Source organism: Erwinia aeris, from assembly GCF_041224955.1.
In the GTDB taxonomy this organism is placed as follows: Bacteria; Pseudomonadota; Gammaproteobacteria; order Enterobacterales; family Enterobacteriaceae; genus Erwinia; species Erwinia aeris.
This window is the reverse complement of sequence record NZ_JBGFFX010000019.1, coordinates 45,329-66,655: the sequence shown is the minus strand read 5'-3', so window position 1 is coordinate 66,655 and position 21,327 is coordinate 45,329. Positions and strand designations below refer to the sequence as shown.

The following is a 21,327-nucleotide window of genomic DNA, read 5'->3' as shown; positions in this document are numbered from 1 at the left end:
CAGATCCTGTCTCCGCCCTGCAAAAGAATGTCAGAGACGCTGTTGTTGGAGCAGTGAACGAGAAAACTTTCAAGTTTTCCGGGAGTAAGCGTGGGACCGAAATTAAATGCTTCCATGATCGGTTCCTCAGCGCACGGTTGGCTTCCAGCTGCGTTTATTGACGTCAAACTCAGCCTGTTGCTTCATGCGCTTAGTTTTGTCGCCCAGCAGAAGCCGGTTTTTATCGCCGGTGACGGTCTGCTGCTGTTGCGTAATGACCGGTGCCTTAATCATGTCCTGCTGCAGCAGGGTGCTGTAACGCAGCATGCCGGTGTAATCCCGTGTAAGGCGATTAAAGTTGGAGGTGAAAATCTCGTCGGCTTTCTTACGCCCGTCAGTCCAGCCCAGCTGAACCGCCTTTTTCCAGATGTCACGCTCTTTGCCGTCTTTAGGCATGGCGGCCGGTTCGGGCAGTTCAATGCGCTGCGCCATGAGGCCCGTCAGGAGATAGCTTTTCCAGGTCGGGGGATTACTGACAAAGCGCGCCGGCACCACAATGTCATAGGCGCGGTTTGCACTTCGGATCTGGTCATTGGTGATATGCGCGACATCTTTGGCTTCGGCAATCACCGGCGGCAGATACCCGTCAGTAGAAATCAGCGGCTGGAAGGAATACATGTAGTCAAGGTTTGAGCGCTGATTCTCAAGTGCTGCACGGATCTCTTTGGCACGCTCAGCTTTGCCGCCGCGAAAGCCAATGGTATGTGCAGCTTCGTTAAGCATACTGCCCGTCACATCACCTTGATCTTCACTCTGGCTTGGCGGGTTCATATAGTAATCAACGCCTTTAGGATCTGAGTCGTCCGCGCGCGCCACGTTCGCTGTGAGCAACGGAAGCGAGACGAGCACGATCAGTTTAAGTTTCATGAGCGGCCTCCCCGCAGGAACGTGTTTTTATTGGAAGGGGTCAGGTAAAGCAGCTGCAGTTCGCCAGGCTTCTGATTGATGGTCGCACGATACTGCGTCTGCTGACGGATGAGGGTAAGAAGCTGTTCAAACGTAACCTTCGAACCGCCAACGTCGATATTCAGCGGCAGCGGGAGCTTGATGCCCTGGCTGGTAAACTGCAGGCCGCGTTGTTTGGCCAGCTGTCCCAGCAGCTCATAGGCATCGCCCTGCCAGGTCACACGCACGTACTGACTGTTTGCATTGATGACGGTAGGAAATTTGTAGCGCGTGCGGTTAATGGCGCCTGCCTGATACAGCTCATCCTGAGCAAGTTTTATGGTAATGGCCTGTTCTCGTATTTCCTGATCAACCAGTTGCTGGGCAGAAATCTCTTTTTCTTTTGCACTATGAGAACTGCAACCAGCAAGCACCAACACAGAAACGGCCGCGAGGGCCGTTTGCATTTTCATTTTCATTTCCTACCTCTTTTTAATTCGGTTTGAATTTGTCGTCGTTTTGACTTCTGTTTTGCATTTCATTTTTACTATCATTTTGCTCATGAATCAAACGATGTTTCGCGTCCTGAGCATAAGCCTGCTGGCTGGAATCAGTAAACGTAATGCCCTGTGCGACAGGGTGTGAATGCTTAACAGCAGCATCAGCAATGCGATCGCAGCAGAGTTCCTTGAATTCGGCATCGCCGGTTACGCGGACTGATTCGGCTTTACCAGCGAGAGTTAATGCAATTGCAAGATCGGCGGTTTTCTCTTTTCCATCGCTGTGACTTTCGGTGAGCACTACATGACCACGATCTGCAGCAACAGGCTGGCCATCTTTCGTAAAGATAACGGTGCCGTCTTTGAGCAGCCGGGGCTTGACCCCATGACGGGAAGAAGCCATTACGGCCACGTCATCCCGATCGTGACTGGTAATGCCGTTCTGAGTCTTAACGAAGCCAATCTCTTCGACCAGCTTCTGCTTATAGGATTCCTTCTTCCTGGAAGAATAGGCAAATCCACGCATCTGACTCAGCGCAGCCTTATCGCCCTTAAGCGCCTCCTGCTCTACCCACTCACGATATGACAGGCGGGGGTTGGCTGACCGGAATCCGTTGCGTTCTTCACGCAGGTTAAGACGCAGGTTAGCCACGGCCTGAAGGCGCTTAAATTCAGCAAGGTTATACATCAGCTTTCTGGTATAAGGATCGGATACCGTCATGCGGACGTTTTGTTTAAGCAGTCGCGTATGCTGAGCAATTTTACGGTATTCATCGGAGATAAATTTTTTATCCGGAGAATAGGCCGGGAGATTATTACGGTAGGCACGATAGCGGCCTTTCAGTAACATCCTTTCTTCAGCACGCTCAATTTTACGCTGCAGGCGTTTATTTGCATCACGGCGATAAACGCCAGGCGTATATGCGGTTTTAAATACCGACACTTTGGCCGGAGCAACCTGTGAAGGCTGATAATCACCAAACCGTTCTTCCATTGCCTTGAGCGTGTACTGAGCTTTATTAAAAACAAGGCTCGCTTTAACGGCCGTCTTCTTGTTCTGATGTTCGTGGGTTATCACGTAACCCTTTTTACCCTGTGCTTTTTCTACACGCAGGCCAATATCAGAAAACGTCTGATGAATATCCTGCCAGCTTTTGGCTTCACGCAGGCCGGTAGATACGTGGATAAAATTCTGGCGGCTTCCCGGCTTCTTATCGTCACCAACGATATAGCGGTAAAGGGTTTCAACGCCCTCTTTGTTTTCAATCTTGTTGATGCGGTCGAGTGAACGTGAATGGCTGCGTTCCTGTTTGCTCTGAGTGTTACGGACAATCTGCTGCCGCTCATTAACGACATAAGCACCGTTAGAATGCGTCCAGCCATGTTTCATTTCCAGCAGGCGACTGGCGTGATGCAGCGTATCTTTAGTGAAGCTGGAAGAGGCCGCTTTGTATGTCTGCGGATTGATTCGGTTCACAGCAACGTGAACGTGCAGATTATCGGTATCGCGGTGAATAGCGGCAACGTACTGATGTTCACTCATGCCCATTGAAGCAAGCGTGAACTTTACGGAATCAAAAATCTGATCGTCTTCCGGTTTCTCATAATCGGGCCAGGAAAGCACATAGTGCATGACCGGATCTTTACAGCGGGTGTTTTGCTGAGAAACAGAACTCATTTCGAGTGATGCGCCGTCCAGTGAAAACGTATTGTACTGACAGGTAACGTCTCCGATCCGGACGCGCTGAACGCCTGGCTCAACATCAACGGGTTCACTGACCACTTTTTGCTTGCGAACCAGATAGGCGTTCAGACCTTCGAACATATCGGAATCGACGGCCGTAGTCGTCTCAGGGGTTGGCTGAACGGTATCAGTCAATCCCTCAGACGGCTTATCTGCCATGTACTTAATAAGCTGGCCAAAGCTGGACTTTTTGTCCCGGCGACCCTCTATGATTTTAGGTATCACCGTCAATCTCCTTCTGAAGGAGCTGGGCTGCTTTTTTGAGTTCAATCATGATGTCCGCGTACTCCTTACTGAACATACCTTCCCCCTCATTAAACAAGTGTTTTTGAAGGGCTGTCATCTTAATAAGCGCAGCCAGTGCGTTGTAATTACCCTTTGATTGAATGCGCTTTCCAAGCCCGGATTTGATAAGATATTGACTAAGGCTGAGCCCTGATTCTCGTGCCTTTTCTGACAAAGATTCTTTGATTTCTGCTGTACAGCGGAAATGTATTTGTGCATCTGTTTTTCGGGATTCGCTGCGGCTCATCAGATAACCAACTCCGGTTGGGGGTGTCGGGGCTTGCCCTGACCAAGACGTTTTTGCGTCACTGCCGGCGTGCCGGCGGTGTACCAAAAACACATCTTGTCCCGTCTTTAAACAAGAGTATGGATTGTACCATCGGCGCGTGTTGAAGGCCAGAAAAGCCGGGTCGAGAACGCTGCTGATTTGATAATCGGTCAGCGAAGTGTAAAATCATTGGGTTAGCTCACTTGCTTTTAACATCTGAGTGGCGGGAAATATCGGACCATATATGAGGTTTAGAGATGGCTGGAAAACGAAAGGCTTTTTATAGCAGTGAAGATGTCGGACGATTTAAAAACGTGCTTACAGAGCTGCCTGACATCACCTCGCAGAGGCTGGAAAAAAAACACGTTCTCGATGAGCTTAAATCTGACATCAAAGCGCTGAAAGAGACCAAAGGTTATGATGATAAGGAAATACTGAAGTTCCTGAACGACGCAGGATTCAGTGATGTTACCTTACGTGATATTAAAGACATTTCATCCGGAAAGGTTCGCAGAAGTCGTCCGTCGGGTTCTGGTAAGTCTCAGGCGCGTTCTGACGCTAATTCAGCACGTTCTGACACACCTTCAGGCCAGCATCAGAGTGACTCTTCCAGTCAGCAGGTGTAACGTTATCTCTGCTATTACAGATGGCTGGCTTCTTTAGTTTTTCCTCCCGGCCATCACTGGCCGGGCAAAATTTCTCTGTCAGTTAAGCAATGTGCGTAACCCGCCCTGTAAACAGGACGGGATGCGCATTGGCCGGAAAAATTATTCCGGTTCCGCTGCTTCGCAGCGCTCAATGCCGCACGCATTTAACGCATGATCTCGCTGCGATCCCGATAAATTTACAGGGAAAAGAGTCGGGTAAGGGCATAAAAAAAAGGGGCGCTTGGAGCGCCCCCTGTGCATCATATGCCTTACTTACTTCTGCCTCTTATCCGCTGGTAAACGTGCAGCCAGAAAACAAAGTGTTCCCATTCTGCTGCGTTCATATGCAGCGCCTTTCTTCTGACGCCATTTGCGACATCTTCCGCATAGTGTATAATCTCTAACGGCATGTTGAACCTCACATTTTAATTTGCCAACCTCGCCGGATTGTTGACGCAATCCGGCACCTTTTTTAACGTTCACTTATTTTTCACCTCCTTTATCTCTACTACCATAAAACTGTCGTTCGCATGACGCTGCCCCAGAATAAAAGCAGCATCGTATAAGCTGATGGCGGTAATGCTGGCTTTACACATTATCTCTGCGCCAGTGATATTGACGGTTTCAAAAGTAACCTCAAATTCTTTTGCTGAATCTGAATACTTCTGCTCCTTCCAGTTCTCCATGCGTGTAAGCAACTCCGGCGCAACCAGCTGGCGAACGCGGTTGAGTTCGTACTCGCGATTCATAATCAGGCGGTAATCAATTATCAGCTGCTCGATGATGCGGTGCTCATCCCATTCGGTCAGAAGCAGTACATCGTCACAGGTGATGTTTCCGGCATTAATCATATTTTCACGGACGCCGTTAACAACCTGAATAACACTCACGCCCTTTTCGTAATTTGACTTAATTTCATTTTTACCTGGATAACTGACACTTATATCTTTGAAAGTCTGTAAAATCAGTTCTGACACGATCAGGGAATAAACCTCATAGGGATATAAGGTAGACATAAAACACTCTCCACGTTTTTTACACTGCGTTTTCAGGGACTGAGATAATTAATCTCATAATTAATTATACGTCTAATGAGCCATTAAAAGCAAGAAAAAAAGCCTCTGACGGGCTTCATTTTTCTCCGCTATTACCACTCCTGCCAGGCAAGCGTGTCCACTCTGTCTGCATCGCGCTCAAACCATATCCAGCTAAATCCGGCGGCTTCCAGCGCCGCAATATTGTCGAGTGTACCAGGGCTTATCTGAACGTTGAGCAGTTCAGCACGCCAGCCTTCAGAAGCAGAAATACGCAAGAGCCAGCCATATTCGGTCTGCTGCACCCAGAAAATTCCGCGCCCTGCTTCCGCCTTTTTCCATGCCTCCCATAGCCGCTGCGAATCATCTTCTGTCATGTGGCCCGTGCTTATCACAGCAACGTGATAACGTTCGTTAACCTGCATATCGACTCCGGTTCATGATTGGCCCGCAAAGCGGGCCGGTTACGATCAGTCTTTCGCCTGGGGATAGTCGCTGGCGTCCGGGAAAGGCGGCTCGTTCTGCTGATGGCTGCCGCTCTGATTCTGTCCGTTCGTATGCTTCGGAGCCGACCCCGGCAGCATCTGCATTTCACCGTCATTATCGATCACGATCTCTTTATTGCTGCGCATCACGCCGTCGTTACCTTCCCACTTGTTGTTACGGATGCGACCGACGAAATACAGCATCATACCTTTTTTGAAATACTTTCCGGCGGCTTCCGCCTTTTTTCCGAATATGACAATATCGTGCCATTCCGTTTCTTTTTTCTCACGATCATCGTTGTCCTTATAGCTGATTTCAGTAGCCAGCGTCAGGCTCGCAATGGCCGTTCCGTTAGGGGTATAACGAAGCTCGGCATCTTTGCCCGCGCGCCCCATAAGGATGACTTTGTTTTCTCCACGCTTGAACATTTTTCACCTCTCATTTTCATGATCGCCCGTGTAGCAGGCGGGGAAAAAGAGGGGGCTATTCCCCCTCTTTTTTTCAGAATCTCACGCTGGATTTAAGTGCCTTTTCGAAGTCTTTTACAAAGTAATTTTCGAAGGTATAACCGCGATGAATCAGCTGGTTTGTTTTCGGGTTTCGCCACTCAACCTGAATGGATTCTGCGGAGTATTCGATTACCTCAATCTGGCTTTTTACACCCAGATAATCTGCGATACCCATTACCGCGTTAAGTTTTTTCTGGTCAGCTTCTTTCATGTTCTTTCCTTCGCCATGCGGGGCGCTACCGCCAAAGGCCGGACTGCCTTTGGATGTGATAATTATACGACTAACGAGCCATACTAACAAGTGAGAAATCCTTTTTATCACATCTTTTTTTGTTCAGATATGAACAAATTTAGTTACTGTTTTCGTCAGTCTTCTTTGATGCCTGGCCTGTTGTAGACGATCCGATAGTCCTTACACGGGCCGTTTTCCCGCAGGAACTCCAGCGAAACCACGTTAGCAGCAGCGCGGTTAATACACATGATCGCTTCCAGCGCTCCGAACAGCTCCGCATCTGCGGCCAGCGGAAACCATAAATCGCAGTCGCTGCCGCTTAATTTTTCATGTGCGCAGAAGTGTACTGCCCGCACGCCGTTAATTTCGGTCACAAGTACAGTGCTGTACGCGCGAGCGTCGGTCTGAGATTGCATTTTTCCCCCTGCTGATTCTGGCCCCCTGTACGGGGGCCGTTTGGTTAGTCAATGGCGCGATATATCAGACCGGCCTCCGGGTGCTGGTCAGCGTACAGCTTCAGCCTTTCCTGCTGCGTGATCAGCATGTTGCAGATGTGCGCATAGCCTTCGTCGTGGGCGTGCCAGATAAGATGATTCAGCGTGAACAGGGTCAGCACGATGCCGGTTGCTTCGGCACTCAGCTCGCCCTCGAACCAGTTTCCGCTTACGGATAGCATGAAACGTTCGGCACTCAGCGGGTACAGAAAGCCGCTGCCGCAGGACAGCTCTACGAACTCCCATGAGCCGCCTACGTAACCCGCACACATGGTGCGGGCGTGGTTGTACACGCTCGCCTCAGCGGTGAGATACCAGGCACCAAACAGGCGCGGCAGAAACGCCATGCGGCGGTTATCAGGGATAGTGCGGGCGGTGATGGGGAACTGAATAGTTTCATCAGACATTTTCTTGACTCCTGCGCCAGTCGGGGCGCTACCGCCAGAAGCAGGTTGCTTCTGGATGTGATAATTATACGTCTAATGAGCCATATACAGCAAGCTGTTTTTGCCTTTACGCAGTGTTTTTTTGGCTGCAACCCTCTCTTTCCCCTGTTAATTTTTTCCCTGGCAAAGGGGCAGCATGCTGCCCCTAATGCGATTATTCCTGCGGCTCGTTTATCTCAGCGTTAAAGTGAACGGCGGCGATGCGCACCAGGGGGATCACCGCACTTTCCGCATCGAGCACCCGGAAATGTATCACCTCGCCCAAGTGCATCAGATCAGCCAGAAAATCCACGATGATTTCTGATACCGGGCACCCGTCGCCGTCCTGCTCGTTAAGGCGCGCGAAGTGTGCCAGCGCCTTAGCCGCTTTGGTGGCCCGTACCTCGTTGTCTTCATCAGTACAGCCAAAATCCCATTCGCCTTTCTCGATGCGGGCCAGCGTGTCAAAGTAAGCATCCTGATGTGTCATTACGCACGCTCCTGCAACCGGCAGTTTTCTATCCCGGTGTCAGGCCGCGTCAGTTTTTCGAGCGTTTCACTGACAGAGCGAAACGCCTCTGACTCGTCCGCATAGAGTCGCTTTGCGGCATCTTCCCCGCCCTGAATGTCTTCCAGTCTGAGAAACTCTGCGGCCAGCTTCAGCACCTCCTGTAATGGCCCGGCAGATACGGTTACTTTGCGCTCCCGCGCGGCGTCCTCGCGCAGCTGCTTCGCCAGGCTCCAGATGGTGTCACGTCCGACGCCATACTGATGGTGAGAGCGGCATTCGCTGATTTCTGCCAGTACGGATTCCGCTTCCTGATATGTCAGGCACATATCAGGGGTGCTGTCGTGAACGTCGTCTGTCGTCCAGATGAGAATGCTCAGGGGGGTGGAAGGATCGAACTGATCCAGCAGTCGGGCGCATATGTCGTTTACGTTGCCGTGCATGGTATATCTCCTGCGCCAGTCGGGGCGCTGCCGCCAGAAACAGGCTGCTTCTGGATGTGATAATTATACGTCTAACGAGCCATACTTTACAAGCTCTTTTTCATGTTTAAAGCGCGGGCACGCGATGCAATACCCGTCACTGTTCAGGACAGACGGCCAGTCGTCCCGCCCGCATCCGGCGAGGCGGCACGCGCTGAGTTCGCCCGGGTGGTAGTCAAGATGCACGCAGAACGCGCACAGGTCATCGTCTGAGACAGAACGGGAAGGAATGAGATCAGGGATCACTTTAAAGCTCCTGCGCCAGGTCGGGGCGCTACCGTGGTTGAGGTCAGGGGGCTTTCGCCCCCTGCGCGGGTTCAGTCCTTACCTTTATCCTTCATCACTTTAATCAGGCCGGTCACGGCGGTGATCAGGGTTGCGACGGCGGTGATAATCTGGGGAAGATTGTGGAGGATTTCAGAAGAGGTCATAGAGCACCTGTAAGGCTGGTTAGGAAGGTACTGATTTCGTCATCAGTGGGTTTATTATACGTCTAACGAGCCATGTTAGCAAGCATAAAAAACGCCCCAATTGGGGCGCTGTCTTTATTTTACATACTGCCAGATGTGCGGCGGGATCTTATCCCACAGCTTCCCGGACGCGAGTTCTGCACGCCGGTGGTCGGCAGCAGAATCAAAGGCGTCTCTGTCCTCCGGCGGAACCTGACCGCGATCGCGCATGGATTCATACATTTTTTCCAGCGTGTCCGCGCTGCGGCTGCGGCGAAAGCGCAGCAGATAGTAACGCCGCCTCGCCTGAAAATCAGTTTCAGCCATGTTATTCCTTTTCCGTTTTATCAAGCGCCAGGCACATCAGGCGCACAAATGCACCGCCATTACCTTCAACATGCTCAGCCCACACCGCGATAATTTCCTGTTCAACCTGTACAGGGCGGTTGCAGTAGTCGCCGGTCGGATGCTCCCTGTCATCAAGCGGTCGTTCTGTTACCGGGATGCCGCTGCACAGCAGCAGCGTTTTAGTGTCTGACGCATGATCTTTCGTGGTGATTATCTTTGTTTTCATCGAATAAGTCTCCGGTGTTACGCCCCCAGGGGGGGGCGTAATGGATGATCAGCCCCAGGAGCTGTAGAAATGGCTTTCAGATGGGTCGGTGATGATTGCCCGTTCGAAACTTTCGATAAAAACAGAGGGGCTTTCGTACTCATCCCGGATGCGTCGGGTGATCGGCTCGCCTTTAAAGTCGTCAGGAACCGGCTTTAATTCGCCTGACATAGAACTGTCGGCTTTCACCTGCTGCGCGGCAATACGGCGAAGGACGGCTGTTTTCTTGCCACGCAGAGCCGTTACCTGGTAGAAATAGGTGTTGGTCTGCTCATAGCCCCAGCTTGAGACAAAAATACTGCCGAGCGAAACGGCACCGTTACGAAACTGAAGGGACTGGATAGTCATAATTATCACTCCTGCGCCAGTCGGGGCGCTACCGCGGAAGACCGATTGCCTTCCGATGTGATAATTATACGACTAATGAGCCATATAGAGCAAGCACTATTTAACGTCCGGGCGCGATATTTCAGGCCCGGATTATTTCCTTTCCCTGTTAATTTTCAGGCCGCCGGGGCGGCCTGTGCTCTGAGTCAGACGCGCGGTGGCAGCATCCCCGGATAGTGCCGGGCAACCAGGTTGTTAATCTCATCAACCAGATCCGGACGTGTGAACGTGATGTGCCCGCTACCCTTTTTGAAGTAGCGCACAGTGAAGTAATCACACTCAAATACTTCGCCGTTGAACTGGTTGGCCTTGAAAAACTCATCCAGTCTGGCTCCGTCAGATACGCGGTAATCCGGCACGTTGCGCCCTTCAAGCACATAAAACGGGCGCGCCAGATCGTCTATTTTCGTATGTCCGTCAGATGAAAAGGTGATCCAGCCGCCCCGGTGCACGTCGAGCAGTGGCGAAATGATCACGCGCTTGCCAAACATGCAGGGATTATTTGTTTTGTAATCCCACGAAAGGGATCTAAAAATGTCGATAAGCCCCTGTGTGAACGTGTCGCCTTTGCTGGCGTTAAGCTGGCGGAACGTGTTCAGCACGTTGTCGAGCGTAATTTCAGGCATATCCTTACCGGCAATCTGTTTATCCCATTCACTCCGCTGCTTGTTGCTCATTAGCGTGTACATGCCTGTTTCTGACATCAGGCGATCCCAGATTTTGCCGTCAATGACGCGCCCGATAGCGGTTTCTGCCTGACTGGTGCCTTTATCGCTCCAGCGGAGTGCGCTTTCAACGGATTTTTCAAAGTCGAAAAGGTACGAATCTTTCCCGGCCATCTGCATCAGATCGCGTGCCCTGCATAGCTGCTCAATGCCCGCCATGTAAACCCGGATGCCTTCGTTCCGAAGTGAGATAATGTGTTCAATGGCGGTGGACGGGATAGCGTCGGTGCTTTGCTGGCGGCTGAAAATATCGACGGATGGGACGTTTTTTTTCTCTGACATGTTGACTCCTGCGCCAGGTCGGGGCGCTGCCGTTAATACTGAAATCGGGCTGACTATGCCAGCCCGTGCGGTTTACTTGCTGCTCTGGATCAGCCTGTCGAGCTGCGCGGCCAGCGCGTAGGTTGACGGAAAAGGCCCGCTCAGACGGGTGTCAGGGATTTCATTCAGGGCGTGCAGGCACGCTTTCAGCAGCAAATCTTTCTGTGATTCCAGTTCTGCTTTGAACTGTGAGGGGGTTTGTGATCTGGTCATGGGGGTAACTCCTGCGCCGGTCGGGACGCTACCGCCAAAGGCCGGACTGCCTTTGGATGCGATCATTATACGTCTAACGAGCCGTAGTAGGCAAGTACTATTCAATTTATTTCTCTGATTTTGTTACTTATTTTCAAGACTCTTTCCCCTGTAAATTTTGCTTTTTCCGGTCGCGGCCGAGATACAGGCAGATAGTGAAAGAGTTTCAGCCCCCTGTAACCATTAATCCAGACCTCAGACACTAGCGATAGCCCGAAACCCCGCAGGGGGTTCGGCGGAGCTGCACGGCTGGCCGTGCTAGCGGAGTGTGGCTGACGACTGCCCGACGGGCAGGAGCCGAAGGGGGCCCCGAAGTGTTTTATTTCTGCAGGCCTGTCAGAAAACGTCGTCAACTGGCCAGAAATAAACAGGGATGATACGTTCTGTGAGTGCCAGAAAAGGTTAACTGGCTGACGCCAGGCCGGAATCGCGTCAGAAAAGGTCAGAACAGGATTCTGGGAGCGTTATTATGATAAAGGCAACAAAGGGTACGGCTTTTCCGGAAACGCATTTACAGAGCCGTACAGCGCATTTCAGGGCAATACTGCTCTATCCCCGTATTACCCCGCCTGATCAGCGTGTCGCGTCAGCCCTGAGTTCCGGCCAAAAACTGGCTCAGCCCTTCACCGGAAGCCAGTACCGCCCTCCTGTACTGCGGTTCCCCGGTGGCCAGCGATGTCAGCTTCTCCACAATGTCTGTCATCGGTACAGCAGAGTGCAGCTTACAATTTTCGATGTCGGCCGCATATTTCAGTAATGCCGTATCACTCGCTTCTTCAGCTGGCAGATACGCGCGCAGCCACATCACATCCGCGAACGGATCTATCAGCTTTTGCAGCGCTTCGGCTGTGGCCTCAAGCGCCCGCCGGTCAGTTTTAATCGTGCCGGTTACCGGATCAACACACATCCCTTCCCAGCACTCAGGTACAAACGACTCCCGATAATGAAAACCGTTGTCACCGCTTTCAGCACAGGCCAGAAGTTTCTCGATGCTTTCACACGTTCTGTGTTGCAGCATTCTGGCCGTCGCCATACCCATCGCATTAATCATAATGCCATGCAGGCCAAGCGCCTCCTGACGGTACTCCGCGGCAATATCATCCTGGGCAATGTCATTCCAGCGCATGGCCTGCGCCCAGGCTGTCCAGAGTCTTTCCGCCATATTACGCTGTTGCGGCGAAGGGACGCTGTTGACCCGCAGGCGGAGCATTTTTTTCGTCGCATCGTTCAGCGCCTTAAAGCTGATAAGCCGTGAACTTTTCGCAGGGACCACGTTGTGTTCGAAATCCACGGTACCCGCCAGCCCGGTGACGGAGCGGGCCAGATGCATTGCCAGCTGGTTAACCGGATCGTTGTTGTTATATGCCATGCTGATCGCCGCTGCCGGTTTACTGGCATTGTTATTAATATCCGCGAAAAACTGCTGGCGTAATTCAAGTGGCAAGCCAACGGTAAGCAATAAGCTGATCGTATCTTCCGTATTCGAATAGTCGCGCACAAATTCAAAAATACCCAGGGCACGGTGCTGGCCATCGAATAATTTTAAATCTGCATCCATTGGAATCTTAAGAATACCCACTGCCGGCGAGAGTTCGCTGGGGAGGAATTCAACATGACTGTCAATGTTTCCGGTAATTGACGGCAATATGTAGGGGGCCCGTGAAGACGTCGCGCCAGCAACATAATTCCGTATTTTTTTCGCCCGCGTTTTGTTCGCTTCTCGCTGGCTGCGGTCCATAACATCGCCATCATTATCCATCGCAAGAATACGGCGTAACACGACCATAGGAACCGTCAGCATGTATTGTTCTGTGCCGCCCTGTATCCCGCGTGTGGCCGGCACTCTGAAAAAATAGTTATCAGCATTCATAATAATTCCTTCGTTTATCCGATACGCTCAGGACGCACATTTGCGCGTCGGTGTTGGCCCTGTTATTTCCAGATCGGCGGCAAGCCGGCATCGATGCAAAGGACGCACCAGACGGAATACGCGATGCCACTGTCTCCGTTCACCCAGCGGCGAACCGTTCTGCCGTTAACACCAACATATCTCGCCAGCCCTTCCTGACTCAGGTTGAGCACATTTTCCAGCAGATAGCGGAGCTCTTCCCCTGTCGGCGGGGTCCATTTATCAGCGGGACGGAAACAACTTTCGCGGATCGCGCCAACGTTAAGCGGTACGGTATATTTATTGCCCATAGCAAGGCTCCAGAGCAGGCCACACCACCGTGCGGCCGCGGTTGTCAAATCAGACCATGTTCAGCAAAAGAGTAAATATCGCGGCTGCCCACAATCAGGTGATCGAGGACCCTGACATCAATCATCCCCAGCACCTGCGCAAGACGTTCAGTGATCAGCTTGTCAGCCTGACTGGGGTTAGTGAAACCGGAAGGATGGTTATGCGCCATGACCACGGCGGCGGCATTGTGATGCAGAACGCGCTGCAGGACGATACGGGGATGCACGGTGACGCTGCTGATGGTTCCCTTAAACAGCTCTTCAAATGCAATCACACCGTTCTGGTTATTCAGAAAGAACATACAGAATGATTCGCCTGGTTCTGCAACAAGACGAAATCGCAGTAAGGAACGCGCGGCATCGGCACCGGTGATAAAATCCGTTGTGGTAATTTTGCCGGCAATAATGGCATCTGCCTGGCGAATGATGCTGAGTTCTTCTGCTGAAAATTTCATATATTTCCCTCGGTAGGGGACCTGAGCACCTTGCCCGGCCACAAATATATATTAGGACATTTTGTCCTATATGTAAACACAGTTATAAATAAAAAAAAGCCCGCTTAAACGGGCTCTTATGGACTTCATCTTTTGTGTATGTGGTTCATCCAGATCCGGATAGCGCTGATAAGTATCAGCATGAGTCCCAGAACCAGACTCAGTGTGGCCAGCTGTTCAGAACTGTTATTAACAAAGTCTCCGGTGTCCGCACCGATCCCGAAATAGCCCAGCTTCGATCCGGCGCCGTACACTATCAGGGCTATCCCGGCCAGTGGGATCAGGGCGGTCATCACTGCCCCTATCAACCCGTCAAAGCCGTCACTTTTATCGTTCCAGGTTATCACCAGCGCAATCAGCGAACAGCATCCCAATCCCGCATAGTAGAGAGCTGAGCCCGTTTTCTCAGGCGCCATCTGCTCCATCATAATCATGTACAGAGCACAAAAGCCGCATGACAGTATCAGGTATCGCATCGTTGTTTCCTCTTCAGTCGGTGACGTTGAAGGCGCTCAGCACGCTCTCATCGCCATTTTCAGCCTGTAGGTACAATCTCCTACAGGCTTACGCTGCAGCCCCTCAGCGTGCTGCAGGAAGCGTCAGGGACTCGGCTGACGTGCAAGTCAGGGGTTCGCAGCCATCACGAACTGGCCATCCGGACGCTGCAGCCGGGTGATTTCGCGTTTATGTGCGTCTCTGGCCCGGATGATCTGCCAGGTTTCAGTGACGGAACCGCCCGGCCGGTGCAGACTCACCCTGACCGTTTTACGCCCCTCTGCCAGGACGATGCAGCGCCCTGCATCGGTCTGCGTGGCGTGCTCTGTGTCGCCGCCTGAAGGCGGGCATTTATCAAATCCCGACACCGGCACCGCCTGCCCGTCGATGCGCACCTGATAGCCTGGCGAGATCACGGAAACAGGCTGGGGTGCATCAGGAAAATAGTCAGCAAGGTCGCAGGCTGTCAGGACGGCAGGCGCGCAGGCCAGCGCAAACAGCGCGAAAAAGCGTTTCAGGGCGGGCGGCCGGCCTGGGTATGAGCTGCGGTCACGCATCAGATTCTCCCTGTCGATGTAATCCAGCATGTTCTGACCTCTTCGCAGGTTAATTTTACTTTTCAGTGAGATGCAGTGACGGGTGCTCACCTGCCAGCAGGAGCAGAAAATTGTACTCCCCGGTCTTGAGCTTGACGCCGCGCTGAGCGGGCTTCTCTTTGGTCTGCCAGGACGCCGGCTTGTAGCCGAAGAGCGTGGCAATTTCGGCATGTTTCAGGCCCAGCGCCATGCGCAGCCGTCGCACGTCAGCGGCCGTGGCGGGCGTCCTGACAATATCCTCCGGGGTGAATGCTTTATCCAGGCGGTAGTGCGGATGCACGCCAGCAATGAGCATCAGCATGTTGTACTCGCCCGGACGCAGGCTGGTTTTATTGTACTGGCTGAGATCGTCACTGATGGCTTCCTTACGCTGCCACGCGCGAAGCTCGTACCCCATAACCGCACCCAGCGCAGTTTCAGTCATGCCGGTTTTTTCGCGGATCGCCTTCACCGTCTCCGGTTGCGGAACCACGCTGACCACCTTAATCATCGCCTTTCTCCCAGAAGTCAGAATTCAGAAAAATTTGCACCTGGCGGGTGCGCGGATAGTCATGGTGCCTGAGCGCTTCGCGCGTCTCGGACAGAAACTGGCTCTCCTGCATCACCTTGTTAATTTTGCCGTTCCACTTACGGACCAGCGCCTGATAAGTACCGTTCTCCAGCTGATAGACCTCAAACGTGTACTTGCTGGCGGAACGCCAGCCCTCGTTGTAATAAACCTGTTTCATACGGTTATCCGGATCAACGCGCCCCGTTACGCCCGGTGGGCAGAAATCCCGGCTGCAATACATCAACCAGCTGCCGCGGGGCAAACCCGGTGGCCGGTCCGTTTTCTCCTGCCTGACTCCCGCGCGGCAGCTGGGTATATAAGACGGTCTTTGCGTGATGATACGCCTGAAAGCACGCAGGTTGTGACGGTGTAAACCGTCTGCAGCAGCGGGCGCCGGCTGACCGGCACGGGAAATTAACAGGGGAAAAAATTGCATGGGGTTCACTCCTTCGCCATTCGGGGCGCTACCGTTGATTGTGCTTAATTATACGGCGAATGAGCCATATCAATCAAGCTGTATTACTTCGTGGCCACGATTTATCAGGCGGCCCGATCAGTACCGTGGTGCCACGTCCCGGCTTTCCTGCCACAGCCTGGAAAACTCTTTCACGTAGGCGCCGGCCACGTCCGGAGCACCGCTGATCCTCACGACGTTTTCAGCATTGCGGCTGTCTGCGCTGGCGCTGTAGTTGAACGAACCCGTCACCAGAATGCTGCGATCGATGACCAGAAACTTATTGTGCATCGCCTCGTAGCGGTCGTTTATGCGCACCGGTACGCCATTGTTGGCCAGAAAGTTGACGGCCGTGTAGCGGTTATCGTTGGCCTTGCGATCGGCCACAACCGCGACCGTGACGCCCCGCTCCTTAGCGGCGCGCAGTGCGCCGGCGACAGGGCGGCTGGTCAGGCTGTAGGCCGCAACCAGGACCTCATGCCGGGCACCCTGAATGGAATCCAGTACCAGGCGCAGTGCGGTTCCGCCGGGCGAAAACCCGGTCTGAACCTCAACGCCGCTCAGCGCCGGGTCGGGGGAACTGCCCGGCTCCGCGACCGGGCTGGCCATGACGTTCGTGGCCAGCATCGCTGCAACTAACAGAACGTATCTCACTGGCGGCTCCTTCAGTCGTCGTCCGGGAACATATTCTGGCTGTTACGCCGGGTTTCTTCCCCGTTGCTGTCTTCGGCCGGCGTCGCAGTCGCAACGCCCCCGCTGCCCGGCTGCAGCTGCAGCAGCTGTACCGCACTGGCATTGCCGCCCGTGGCCTGACGAAGCAGCTCCGCCAGCCGGTTTATATCATCCTGCTCCTGCTGTGGCAGCGTGCTGCTGATAATGCGCTGAATGTCCTGCATCGAGGTCCTGTCCGTCATGAATTCGGCGATCAGGAACGGCAGACGTTCATCCTGCTTCATCAGCGCCGCGCCACAGAGCATCATGGCGCGCATGGCCCGGCCGCGCTCTTTCTGCGGCAGCTTTTCAAGAAGTCCGTCAGCCACCCGGTCCGCAGCGTTGCGATCCGGGTAGATGTAAAATGAGCACTTGCGGTTATCAGTCATGATCAGCCCTTCATTGCCACCATACCCAGCACCAGATCGAACTGCGGGTTTTCACTTACAAAGAAACGTCCTTCGCCCACGCCGGTTGCCGCTTTTACGGCCTCCGCCACGATGCCGGCACCACCGCCGACCACCATAACGTGCGTGAAGCCGGAGAAACGGCCGACCTCTTTGATGACGCGGTTGGTCAGGGTCTTTTCTCGTTCCTGCATCACCTGCAGTACCTGCGCGCGCTGATCGGCATTCTGCAGGTAGCTGGCCAGAAACTCGCTGTCGTTGCGCGCCTGGATAAGCCGGTCGGCTACATAGGAGCTGGTACGGGTGCTGACGCTGGTATCCAGCGCGTGCTTGACGGCTTCGGTGATGATGGACACGCCCGTTTTAGGATCGCACGAGGTTTTAACGAAGCCTGACATTTTGCTGCGGACGTGGGAAATATCGAGCGTGGTTCCCCCGATATCCACGATAAGCAGCGATTCGAGCTCGTTCAGCTCTTTCAGAACGTCAAAGCCGGCGGGCACGGATTCCGGCAGCACGCTGACTTTACGCACGGTGAAGCTCTCCTGGCCCTGCACGCTGACCGGGCGCTTCACGTTGGCTTTCTTGCGTTCGATATTCGCCAGATTCGGCTGGTCGTGTTCGTCCAGATACTCGCTCAGCGGCAGCGTCACCACGATATCGATCGGCTGCGGCGTCAGCCCGGACTGCATCAGCGCATGATGGATGGCCACAACGTTAACGTCACTGTACTGATAGCGGATTTCCGTCGTGCGCACGGCATCCGGACTCAGCTGGTCAAAGCTGTATTTCTCGCCGTCGATTTCATAATTCTCAGAGGCACCGACGCCCGCACCGGAAATCCCCGGCAGCTTCATGGACCACTCGGGCTTGAAGCTGTTCGGACTGATCAGCGTCTTCACCGTACCGTTTTCTGACCATGCCAGTTTGATGTTGGTCGAGCCGTCGTCAACAAAAATGCGCATTCTGAACCTCACGTTGTTAGAAAAAAAAAGAATCAATCAGGAAAAACATAAGACACATATGGATTATTGCGTAAGCCGATCCGCGTGTAAAGACACGAAAGTGATTTAATTTAGATTAATATAGAAAAAAAGAGGATAAAACACGTCACAGATCGGTCCGGCAGCCGGCTTTTCGGATGAATATAGAAATAATTTAGATTAATAACGAATCAAAAGGGATTTATGATGACTAAATCTGGCGCTTGTCAGGAAGGGGCTGGAAATCGTCGGGTACGCTGAAGCGCACGCCGAACTGACGCCCGACGTCGAGGGCAAACACGCGGGTATACTTCTCCGTGCTCTCCAGGCGTGTGTGTCCGGCATACGCCTGGATAACCTTAAGCGGCACACCGTGCTGGACCAGGTGCATGCAGAAGCTGTGACGGAAGGTATGGCAGCTGATGGGAATACTAAAAGTGACAGAGTCACTTTCTGCGAGCTCCACGGCCTTCCTGATCCAGTTACGCGGGGTGTTATCGCTGAGCACGGGCCACAGCGCCTGCTGACGGCCGATGCGGAACGTCGTCATAAACTCCCGCACCTTGCGGACGTAGTGAGGATCGGTCAGCGGAACCACCCGGAAAACGGCGTCGTCCTTGCCCGGACGACCGCGGCCGCGCTGCCGCTGCTTCAGCGTCTTCAGCCGCACGAACGGCCGGCTGCCATCAAGCTGAAAGCTGCCGCCTGTGAGCGCCAGCGCTTCGTTTATTCTGGCGCCGGTGTTCCAGAGCGTGTCAAACAGCACCTGCTGGCGCAGGTCAGGCACGTAGCGAAGAAAGGCGGAAACCTCCGGGGCGAGCAGGTATCGGGGCAGATCGGCCTGGGCCGCCATTTCCCGCAGTGCCAGCGCGTCAGCGTAATCAAAGTAGGCATAGGTCACGCGATCGGCGCTGATGGCGTCGCTACGTGAATTCTGGGAGATCTGCAGGGGGAAAGTAGTCAATTTTTTAAAATCCGCTGATCAGGGTTTACTGCCCTGATTTTTATGATATTAGTCACTGAAATCGATGGCTTCCTGCATATCGAACGTCATACTGCGCGTGGTTGTCGTTGAGTTCCAGCTCTTACCGCCGGCAATGGCGAAAGCCGGAAGCGTGAGCCCACGAAGCGGCTGGCCATGCCTTGCGGCAAAGACCAGCTGACCTGCCGGCAGCTTCAGCATGTCGGCGAACATGTCTGCACTGATGCGGTGACCTTTTAATCCACTCATAGCAACCTGTAGCTGAAGCCGGCACCCCGGCTGTTGTTGTAAATCTGCTGGCCCGACTGGCCCGCATCCTCACTGTACACCATCATGCGGCGACCGTTACGCAGTGAATCCATTTTCCGGCGTGCGTCCTTGTCATCGTAGCGGACCGGCAGGCAGGCCCCCTTGTCAGCGCTTTCGCTGTCAACGCGGAACACCCTGACTTTAACGGCGCTGCTGCGCACCTGGTCGGAATCTTCCCCGCTGACAAGGCCGGTCAGCTTCTGGAAGGTGTCTGTGGGGCTGCTGTATTCCGCCTGACTGAGATAGCGGCCGTTCTGCGTCAGCCAGAAATCCTGACCGGACGTTACGCGGTAGGTTTCACCCCTGCTGGCCAGACCCGATACGCTGCAGAAGCGATCGTAATCGGACTGGCCCGGCAGCATGGCGCAGCCGGTCAGCAGCAGTACCGGCAACACCGTAATAAATCTTCTGTGGCTCATGTTGTTTCCTTCTCGATCTCAGTTTGCATAGGGGCCGGACGGTAGCCCGGATAAGGTACAAACGGGGCATCGGTGGCAATCAGATCAAGCAGTTTCTGACCGCTGATCAGCACCATCCGGCTGTTACTCCGGATCAGCGATTTGGTTCCCTCGCGCGTTTTGCCGGTATGGCAGAAGAAGCCATGAGCACCGGCCTCGTTCAGGAGTGCGTCGAAATCACGGACGTGGCCAACCGCAATAAAGCTGGCATAGCGCTTCGCCTGGATGAACCACGTTCTGCCGTCAATGATCACCCGTCCGTCAATGCCGCCGTCGCCGGTATAGCGGCGGTTTCGGATCACCTTAAAGCCCCGCCGCTCGAAGCCCTCAAGCAGCAGCTCTTCGAACACAAACGGGTCAATTTTACGCAGATAGGCAATCTTCTGCCCAAAATGCGGAAAGGCGTTGATTCTGTCAATCACGCGGCCGGCGCTGGCCTGCTTGCGCTCATGCCGGCGGTTGCGTCGCCGCGTACCCCGCCACAGGATGAAAAGGGTAATAACGGCAGCAAACAGATAGCCTGCGGCGTGCAGCGGGTCATTCATCCCGTGTCCTCATCACCTCATGCTTAAGCAGGTGCAGCAGTTTGTCTTTATTCATGTTTTTCAGGGCAGGCCACTCGGCTTTCAGGGTCAGGGCAACGGTGGCGAGCTGGACGGTACGGGGCACGGCCGCGCCGTCCTCGTACTTGACCAGGCTGGTCCTGCTGATCCCGAGCTCCGAGGCTGCCCGCTCCTGGTTCCAGTTCAGCCCTCTGCGCCACAGAATCAGGTCAAAGCCGGTCAATCCGGGACTCTCCCGCAGGCGTTACATGGTTTATCATCCTTTTTCCCCGGTTAATTTGCTGTCCGGATAGCGATGACGTAGCTGAAGTGAAAATTCCTTATAGACACTCTGCCAGGCAGAATCAGGCAGTTCATAATCTGTCAGCGCGGTGTGACGTGCTGACCAGGTGTCAAAGGATTCCGGTTTCATCCCGGCCCCTTTGCGCGCCTGCTGCTCATCGAAGTAGGCGCAGCTGACCAGATTTTTCCGTTCGTCCGTTCCGAGCTTAACGCCCCCGCCGGTTTCCGGCGCCGCCGGGCTGAGTGCGCTGTTATTTATCGGCACCGACTGTCTGAGCGCACTGCACAGGCCCTGCACGCCTGCTTCGGTCAGCATCTGCTGCATCTCCTGATTGTCATTCTGCGCGTATGCCCCCTGCGCCATAACCAGCAGGATGCCGGCCATCAGTGATTTTTTCATATCCGCCTCGTCTGTTAACTGCTTCCGGACACGCCAGAATAGCGTACCCTCTTGAAAAAAATATACGTTAAAAATGTTCAGATATGAACAATTTTATAATACATTTATCGGGCTTATATT

At 53.5% G+C, this 21,327-nt stretch carries 34 protein-coding genes; 1 reads left to right on the top strand and 33 read right to left on the bottom strand.

Annotation, left to right across the window (positions count from 1 at the left end; translation table 11 throughout):
• Positions 1 to 126: 126 nt before the first annotated feature.
• The 4 genes from AB6T85_RS22715 to mobA are packed head-to-tail and all read right to left on the bottom strand — an operon-like array spanning position 127 to position 3,700.
• Positions 127 to 906 carry a type IV secretory system conjugative DNA transfer family protein gene (locus AB6T85_RS22715; RefSeq protein WP_369896885.1) on the bottom strand — a complete coding sequence of 260 codons (780 nt, stop codon included), beginning with the start codon at positions 904 to 906 and terminating at the stop codon, positions 127 to 129.
• Positions 903 to 1,403: a DotD/TraH family lipoprotein gene (locus tag AB6T85_RS22710; protein WP_369896883.1), complete on the bottom strand. Its 501-nt coding sequence runs from the start codon at positions 1,401 to 1,403 to the stop codon at positions 903 to 905. The genes AB6T85_RS22715 and AB6T85_RS22710 overlap by 4 nt, the downstream gene beginning before the upstream one ends.
• 13 nt (positions 1,404 to 1,416) lie before the next feature.
• A complete protein-coding gene (traI, locus tag AB6T85_RS22705) occupies positions 1,417 to 3,393 on the bottom strand; it encodes a TraI/MobA(P) family conjugative relaxase (RefSeq protein ID WP_369896881.1) in 1,977 nt (658 codons plus the stop codon).
• The gene (mobA, locus tag AB6T85_RS22700; RefSeq protein ID WP_369896879.1) at positions 3,383 to 3,700 is read right to left on the bottom strand and encodes a plasmid mobilization protein MobA; all 318 of its coding nucleotides are present in this window, start codon (positions 3,698 to 3,700) and stop codon (positions 3,383 to 3,385) included. The genes traI and mobA overlap by 11 nt, the downstream gene beginning before the upstream one ends.
• A 278-nt stretch (positions 3,701 to 3,978) precedes the next feature.
• Here mobA and AB6T85_RS22695 point away from each other — a divergent pair, with 278 nt between their 5' ends.
• On the top strand, positions 3,979 to 4,347 hold the full coding sequence (locus tag AB6T85_RS22695) for a MobC (protein WP_369896878.1): 369 nt from the start codon (positions 3,979 to 3,981) through the stop codon (positions 4,345 to 4,347).
• Between the two features lie 500 nt (positions 4,348 to 4,847).
• Here AB6T85_RS22695 and AB6T85_RS22690 read toward each other — a convergent pair whose 3' ends face one another.
• From AB6T85_RS22690 to AB6T85_RS22550, 29 genes are all read right to left on the bottom strand, one after another.
• Positions 4,848 to 5,384, bottom strand: coding sequence for a hypothetical protein (locus AB6T85_RS22690; protein ID WP_369896876.1), 537 nt, complete (start codon positions 5,382 to 5,384; stop codon positions 4,848 to 4,850).
• 131 nt (positions 5,385 to 5,515) lie between these two features.
• The gene (locus tag AB6T85_RS22685; protein WP_369896874.1) at positions 5,516 to 5,827 is read right to left on the bottom strand and encodes a DUF5983 family protein; all 312 of its coding nucleotides are present in this window, start codon (positions 5,825 to 5,827) and stop codon (positions 5,516 to 5,518) included.
• Between the two features lie 45 nt (positions 5,828 to 5,872).
• A complete protein-coding gene (locus AB6T85_RS22680) occupies positions 5,873 to 6,316 on the bottom strand; it encodes a single-stranded DNA-binding protein (protein WP_369896872.1) in 444 nt (147 codons plus the stop codon).
• A gap of 73 nt (positions 6,317 to 6,389) precedes the next feature.
• Positions 6,390 to 6,608, bottom strand: a complete 219-nt coding sequence (locus tag AB6T85_RS22675; RefSeq protein WP_369896870.1) for a hypothetical protein — start codon at positions 6,606 to 6,608, stop codon at positions 6,390 to 6,392.
• A gap of 155 nt (positions 6,609 to 6,763) precedes the next feature.
• Positions 6,764 to 7,045, bottom strand: coding sequence for a hypothetical protein (locus AB6T85_RS22670; protein ID WP_369896867.1), 282 nt, complete (start codon positions 7,043 to 7,045; stop codon positions 6,764 to 6,766).
• A 44-nt stretch (positions 7,046 to 7,089) separates the two neighbouring features.
• Positions 7,090 to 7,530 carry an antirestriction protein gene (locus tag AB6T85_RS22665; protein ID WP_369896866.1) on the bottom strand — a complete coding sequence of 147 codons (441 nt, stop codon included), beginning with the start codon at positions 7,528 to 7,530 and terminating at the stop codon, positions 7,090 to 7,092.
• Between the two features lie 193 nt (positions 7,531 to 7,723).
• Complete coding sequence (locus AB6T85_RS22660) at positions 7,724 to 8,038, bottom strand: hypothetical protein (protein WP_369896863.1); 315 nt, start codon at positions 8,036 to 8,038, stop codon at positions 7,724 to 7,726.
• Positions 8,038 to 8,499 (bottom strand): DUF1380 family protein, encoded by a 462-nt coding sequence (locus AB6T85_RS22655; RefSeq protein WP_369896861.1) that lies wholly within the window; start codon positions 8,497 to 8,499, stop codon positions 8,038 to 8,040. Before AB6T85_RS22655 ends, AB6T85_RS22660 begins: the two co-directional genes overlap by 1 nt.
• Positions 8,500 to 9,083: 584 nt before the next feature.
• On the bottom strand, positions 9,084 to 9,314 hold the full coding sequence (locus AB6T85_RS22650) for an Hha/YmoA family nucleoid-associated regulatory protein (protein ID WP_369896859.1): 231 nt from the start codon (positions 9,312 to 9,314) through the stop codon (positions 9,084 to 9,086).
• Between the two features lies 1 nt (position 9,315).
• The gene (locus AB6T85_RS22645) at positions 9,316 to 9,561 is read right to left on the bottom strand and encodes a hypothetical protein (RefSeq protein ID WP_369896857.1); all 246 of its coding nucleotides are present in this window, start codon (positions 9,559 to 9,561) and stop codon (positions 9,316 to 9,318) included.
• Between the two features lie 48 nt (positions 9,562 to 9,609).
• A complete protein-coding gene (locus tag AB6T85_RS22640) occupies positions 9,610 to 9,948 on the bottom strand; it encodes a hypothetical protein (protein WP_369896855.1) in 339 nt (112 codons plus the stop codon).
• A 185-nt stretch (positions 9,949 to 10,133) separates the two neighbouring features.
• A complete protein-coding gene (locus tag AB6T85_RS22635; RefSeq protein ID WP_369896853.1) occupies positions 10,134 to 10,994 on the bottom strand; it encodes a DUF4942 domain-containing protein in 861 nt (286 codons plus the stop codon).
• A 72-nt stretch (positions 10,995 to 11,066) separates the two neighbouring features.
• Positions 11,067 to 11,246, bottom strand: coding sequence for a cobalamin biosynthesis protein CbiX (locus AB6T85_RS22630; protein WP_369896852.1), 180 nt, complete (start codon positions 11,244 to 11,246; stop codon positions 11,067 to 11,069).
• A 625-nt stretch (positions 11,247 to 11,871) separates the two neighbouring features.
• Complete coding sequence (locus AB6T85_RS22625) at positions 11,872 to 13,155, bottom strand: DGQHR domain-containing protein (protein ID WP_369896850.1); 1,284 nt, start codon at positions 13,153 to 13,155, stop codon at positions 11,872 to 11,874.
• A 62-nt stretch (positions 13,156 to 13,217) separates the two neighbouring features.
• The gene (locus AB6T85_RS22620) at positions 13,218 to 13,484 is read right to left on the bottom strand and encodes a helix-turn-helix domain-containing protein (RefSeq protein ID WP_369896848.1); all 267 of its coding nucleotides are present in this window, start codon (positions 13,482 to 13,484) and stop codon (positions 13,218 to 13,220) included.
• 44 nt (positions 13,485 to 13,528) lie between these two features.
• A complete protein-coding gene (locus AB6T85_RS22615; RefSeq protein ID WP_369896846.1) occupies positions 13,529 to 13,978 on the bottom strand; it encodes a JAB domain-containing protein in 450 nt (149 codons plus the stop codon).
• Between the two features lie 125 nt (positions 13,979 to 14,103).
• Positions 14,104 to 14,493 (bottom strand): hypothetical protein, encoded by a 390-nt coding sequence (locus tag AB6T85_RS22610; protein WP_369896844.1) that lies wholly within the window; start codon positions 14,491 to 14,493, stop codon positions 14,104 to 14,106.
• A 147-nt stretch (positions 14,494 to 14,640) separates the two neighbouring features.
• Complete coding sequence (locus AB6T85_RS22605; RefSeq protein ID WP_369896842.1) at positions 14,641 to 15,099, bottom strand: hypothetical protein; 459 nt, start codon at positions 15,097 to 15,099, stop codon at positions 14,641 to 14,643.
• Positions 15,100 to 15,124: 25 nt separating this feature from the next.
• Positions 15,125 to 15,598 (bottom strand): hypothetical protein, encoded by a 474-nt coding sequence (locus tag AB6T85_RS22600; protein WP_369896840.1) that lies wholly within the window; start codon positions 15,596 to 15,598, stop codon positions 15,125 to 15,127.
• On the bottom strand, positions 15,591 to 15,836 hold the full coding sequence (locus AB6T85_RS22595) for a sugar ABC transporter substrate-binding protein (RefSeq protein WP_369896838.1): 246 nt from the start codon (positions 15,834 to 15,836) through the stop codon (positions 15,591 to 15,593). The genes AB6T85_RS22600 and AB6T85_RS22595 overlap by 8 nt, the downstream gene beginning before the upstream one ends.
• Positions 15,837 to 16,211: 375 nt before the next feature.
• Positions 16,212 to 16,766 (bottom strand): phospholipase D family nuclease, encoded by a 555-nt coding sequence (locus tag AB6T85_RS22590; RefSeq protein ID WP_502092373.1) that lies wholly within the window; start codon positions 16,764 to 16,766, stop codon positions 16,212 to 16,214.
• An 11-nt stretch (positions 16,767 to 16,777) separates the two neighbouring features.
• Positions 16,778 to 17,212: a plasmid partitioning/stability family protein gene (locus AB6T85_RS22585; protein ID WP_369896836.1), complete on the bottom strand. Its 435-nt coding sequence runs from the start codon at positions 17,210 to 17,212 to the stop codon at positions 16,778 to 16,780.
• Positions 17,213 to 17,214: 2 nt separating this feature from the next.
• Positions 17,215 to 18,195, bottom strand: coding sequence for a plasmid segregation protein ParM (locus tag AB6T85_RS22580; RefSeq protein WP_369896834.1), 981 nt, complete (start codon positions 18,193 to 18,195; stop codon positions 17,215 to 17,217).
• Positions 18,196 to 18,424: 229 nt separating this feature from the next.
• Positions 18,425 to 19,177, bottom strand: a complete 753-nt coding sequence (locus tag AB6T85_RS22575) for a tyrosine-type recombinase/integrase (RefSeq protein ID WP_369896832.1) — start codon at positions 19,175 to 19,177, stop codon at positions 18,425 to 18,427.
• Positions 19,178 to 19,225: 48 nt separating this feature from the next.
• Positions 19,226 to 19,444 carry a hypothetical protein gene (locus AB6T85_RS22570; protein WP_369896831.1) on the bottom strand — a complete coding sequence of 73 codons (219 nt, stop codon included), beginning with the start codon at positions 19,442 to 19,444 and terminating at the stop codon, positions 19,226 to 19,228.
• The gene (locus AB6T85_RS22565) at positions 19,441 to 19,923 is read right to left on the bottom strand and encodes a hypothetical protein (protein ID WP_369896829.1); all 483 of its coding nucleotides are present in this window, start codon (positions 19,921 to 19,923) and stop codon (positions 19,441 to 19,443) included. Before AB6T85_RS22565 ends, AB6T85_RS22570 begins: the two co-directional genes overlap by 4 nt.
• Entirely contained in the window at positions 19,920 to 20,507 is a 588-nt protein-coding gene (locus AB6T85_RS22560; RefSeq protein ID WP_369896827.1) for a restriction endonuclease, read from the bottom strand. Before AB6T85_RS22560 ends, AB6T85_RS22565 begins: the two co-directional genes overlap by 4 nt.
• A complete protein-coding gene (locus AB6T85_RS22555; protein ID WP_369896825.1) occupies positions 20,500 to 20,748 on the bottom strand; it encodes a helix-turn-helix domain-containing protein in 249 nt (82 codons plus the stop codon). The genes AB6T85_RS22560 and AB6T85_RS22555 overlap by 8 nt, the downstream gene beginning before the upstream one ends.
• Before the next feature lie 33 nt (positions 20,749 to 20,781).
• Positions 20,782 to 21,207 carry a hypothetical protein gene (locus AB6T85_RS22550; RefSeq protein WP_369896824.1) on the bottom strand — a complete coding sequence of 142 codons (426 nt, stop codon included), beginning with the start codon at positions 21,205 to 21,207 and terminating at the stop codon, positions 20,782 to 20,784.
• Positions 21,208 to 21,327: the final 120 nt, after the last annotated feature.

Bases quoted from the DNA above. Each gene is read 5' to 3' on its own strand.
- AB6T85_RS22580 (WP_369896834.1), bottom strand. From the start codon at position 18,195: ATGCGCATTTTTGTTGACGACGGCTCGACCAACATCAAACTGGCATGG.
- AB6T85_RS22645 (WP_369896857.1), bottom strand. From the start codon at position 9,561: ATGAAAACAAAGATAATCACCACGAAAGATCATGCGTCAGACACTAAA.
- mobA (WP_369896879.1), bottom strand. From the start codon at position 3,700: ATGAGCCGCAGCGAATCCCGAAAAACAGATGCACAAATACATTTCCGC.
- AB6T85_RS22655 (WP_369896861.1), bottom strand. From the start codon at position 8,499: ATGCACGGCAACGTAAACGACATATGCGCCCGACTGCTGGATCAGTTC.
- AB6T85_RS22695 (WP_369896878.1), top strand. From the start codon at position 3,979: ATGGCTGGAAAACGAAAGGCTTTTTATAGCAGTGAAGATGTCGGACGA.
- AB6T85_RS22675 (WP_369896870.1), bottom strand. From the start codon at position 6,608: ATGAAAGAAGCTGACCAGAAAAAACTTAACGCGGTAATGGGTATCGCA.
- AB6T85_RS22600 (WP_369896840.1), bottom strand. From the start codon at position 15,598: ATGATTAAGGTGGTCAGCGTGGTTCCGCAACCGGAGACGGTGAAGGCG.
- AB6T85_RS22565 (WP_369896829.1), bottom strand. From the start codon at position 19,923: ATGAGCCACAGAAGATTTATTACGGTGTTGCCGGTACTGCTGCTGACC.
- AB6T85_RS22665 (WP_369896866.1), bottom strand. From the start codon at position 7,530: ATGTCTGATGAAACTATTCAGTTCCCCATCACCGCCCGCACTATCCCT.
- AB6T85_RS22610 (WP_369896844.1), bottom strand. From the start codon at position 14,493: ATGCGATACCTGATACTGTCATGCGGCTTTTGTGCTCTGTACATGATT.
- AB6T85_RS22635 (WP_369896853.1), bottom strand. From the start codon at position 10,994: ATGTCAGAGAAAAAAAACGTCCCATCCGTCGATATTTTCAGCCGCCAG.
- AB6T85_RS22710 (WP_369896883.1), bottom strand. From the start codon at position 1,403: ATGAAAATGAAAATGCAAACGGCCCTCGCGGCCGTTTCTGTGTTGGTG.
- AB6T85_RS22670 (WP_369896867.1), bottom strand. From the start codon at position 7,045: ATGCAATCTCAGACCGACGCTCGCGCGTACAGCACTGTACTTGTGACC.
- AB6T85_RS22550 (WP_369896824.1), bottom strand. From the start codon at position 21,207: ATGAAAAAATCACTGATGGCCGGCATCCTGCTGGTTATGGCGCAGGGG.
- AB6T85_RS22680 (WP_369896872.1), bottom strand. From the start codon at position 6,316: ATGTTCAAGCGTGGAGAAAACAAAGTCATCCTTATGGGGCGCGCGGGC.
- AB6T85_RS22620 (WP_369896848.1), bottom strand. From the start codon at position 13,484: ATGGGCAATAAATATACCGTACCGCTTAACGTTGGCGCGATCCGCGAA.
- AB6T85_RS22660 (WP_369896863.1), bottom strand. From the start codon at position 8,038: ATGACACATCAGGATGCTTACTTTGACACGCTGGCCCGCATCGAGAAA.
- AB6T85_RS22690 (WP_369896876.1), bottom strand. From the start codon at position 5,384: ATGTCTACCTTATATCCCTATGAGGTTTATTCCCTGATCGTGTCAGAA.
- AB6T85_RS22595 (WP_369896838.1), bottom strand. From the start codon at position 15,836: ATGAAACAGGTTTATTACAACGAGGGCTGGCGTTCCGCCAGCAAGTAC.
- AB6T85_RS22715 (WP_369896885.1), bottom strand. From the start codon at position 906: ATGAAACTTAAACTGATCGTGCTCGTCTCGCTTCCGTTGCTCACAGCG.
- AB6T85_RS22650 (WP_369896859.1), bottom strand. From the start codon at position 9,314: ATGGCTGAAACTGATTTTCAGGCGAGGCGGCGTTACTATCTGCTGCGC.
- AB6T85_RS22640 (WP_369896855.1), bottom strand. From the start codon at position 9,948: ATGACTATCCAGTCCCTTCAGTTTCGTAACGGTGCCGTTTCGCTCGGC.
- AB6T85_RS22570 (WP_369896831.1), bottom strand. From the start codon at position 19,444: ATGAGTGGATTAAAAGGTCACCGCATCAGTGCAGACATGTTCGCCGAC.
- AB6T85_RS22605 (WP_369896842.1), bottom strand. From the start codon at position 15,099: ATGCTGGATTACATCGACAGGGAGAATCTGATGCGTGACCGCAGCTCA.
- AB6T85_RS22685 (WP_369896874.1), bottom strand. From the start codon at position 5,827: ATGCAGGTTAACGAACGTTATCACGTTGCTGTGATAAGCACGGGCCAC.
- AB6T85_RS22615 (WP_369896846.1), bottom strand. From the start codon at position 13,978: ATGAAATTTTCAGCAGAAGAACTCAGCATCATTCGCCAGGCAGATGCC.
- AB6T85_RS22585 (WP_369896836.1), bottom strand. From the start codon at position 17,212: ATGACTGATAACCGCAAGTGCTCATTTTACATCTACCCGGATCGCAAC.
- AB6T85_RS22560 (WP_369896827.1), bottom strand. From the start codon at position 20,507: ATGAATGACCCGCTGCACGCCGCAGGCTATCTGTTTGCTGCCGTTATT.
- AB6T85_RS22625 (WP_369896850.1), bottom strand. From the start codon at position 13,155: ATGAATGCTGATAACTATTTTTTCAGAGTGCCGGCCACACGCGGGATA.
- AB6T85_RS22630 (WP_369896852.1), bottom strand. From the start codon at position 11,246: ATGACCAGATCACAAACCCCCTCACAGTTCAAAGCAGAACTGGAATCA.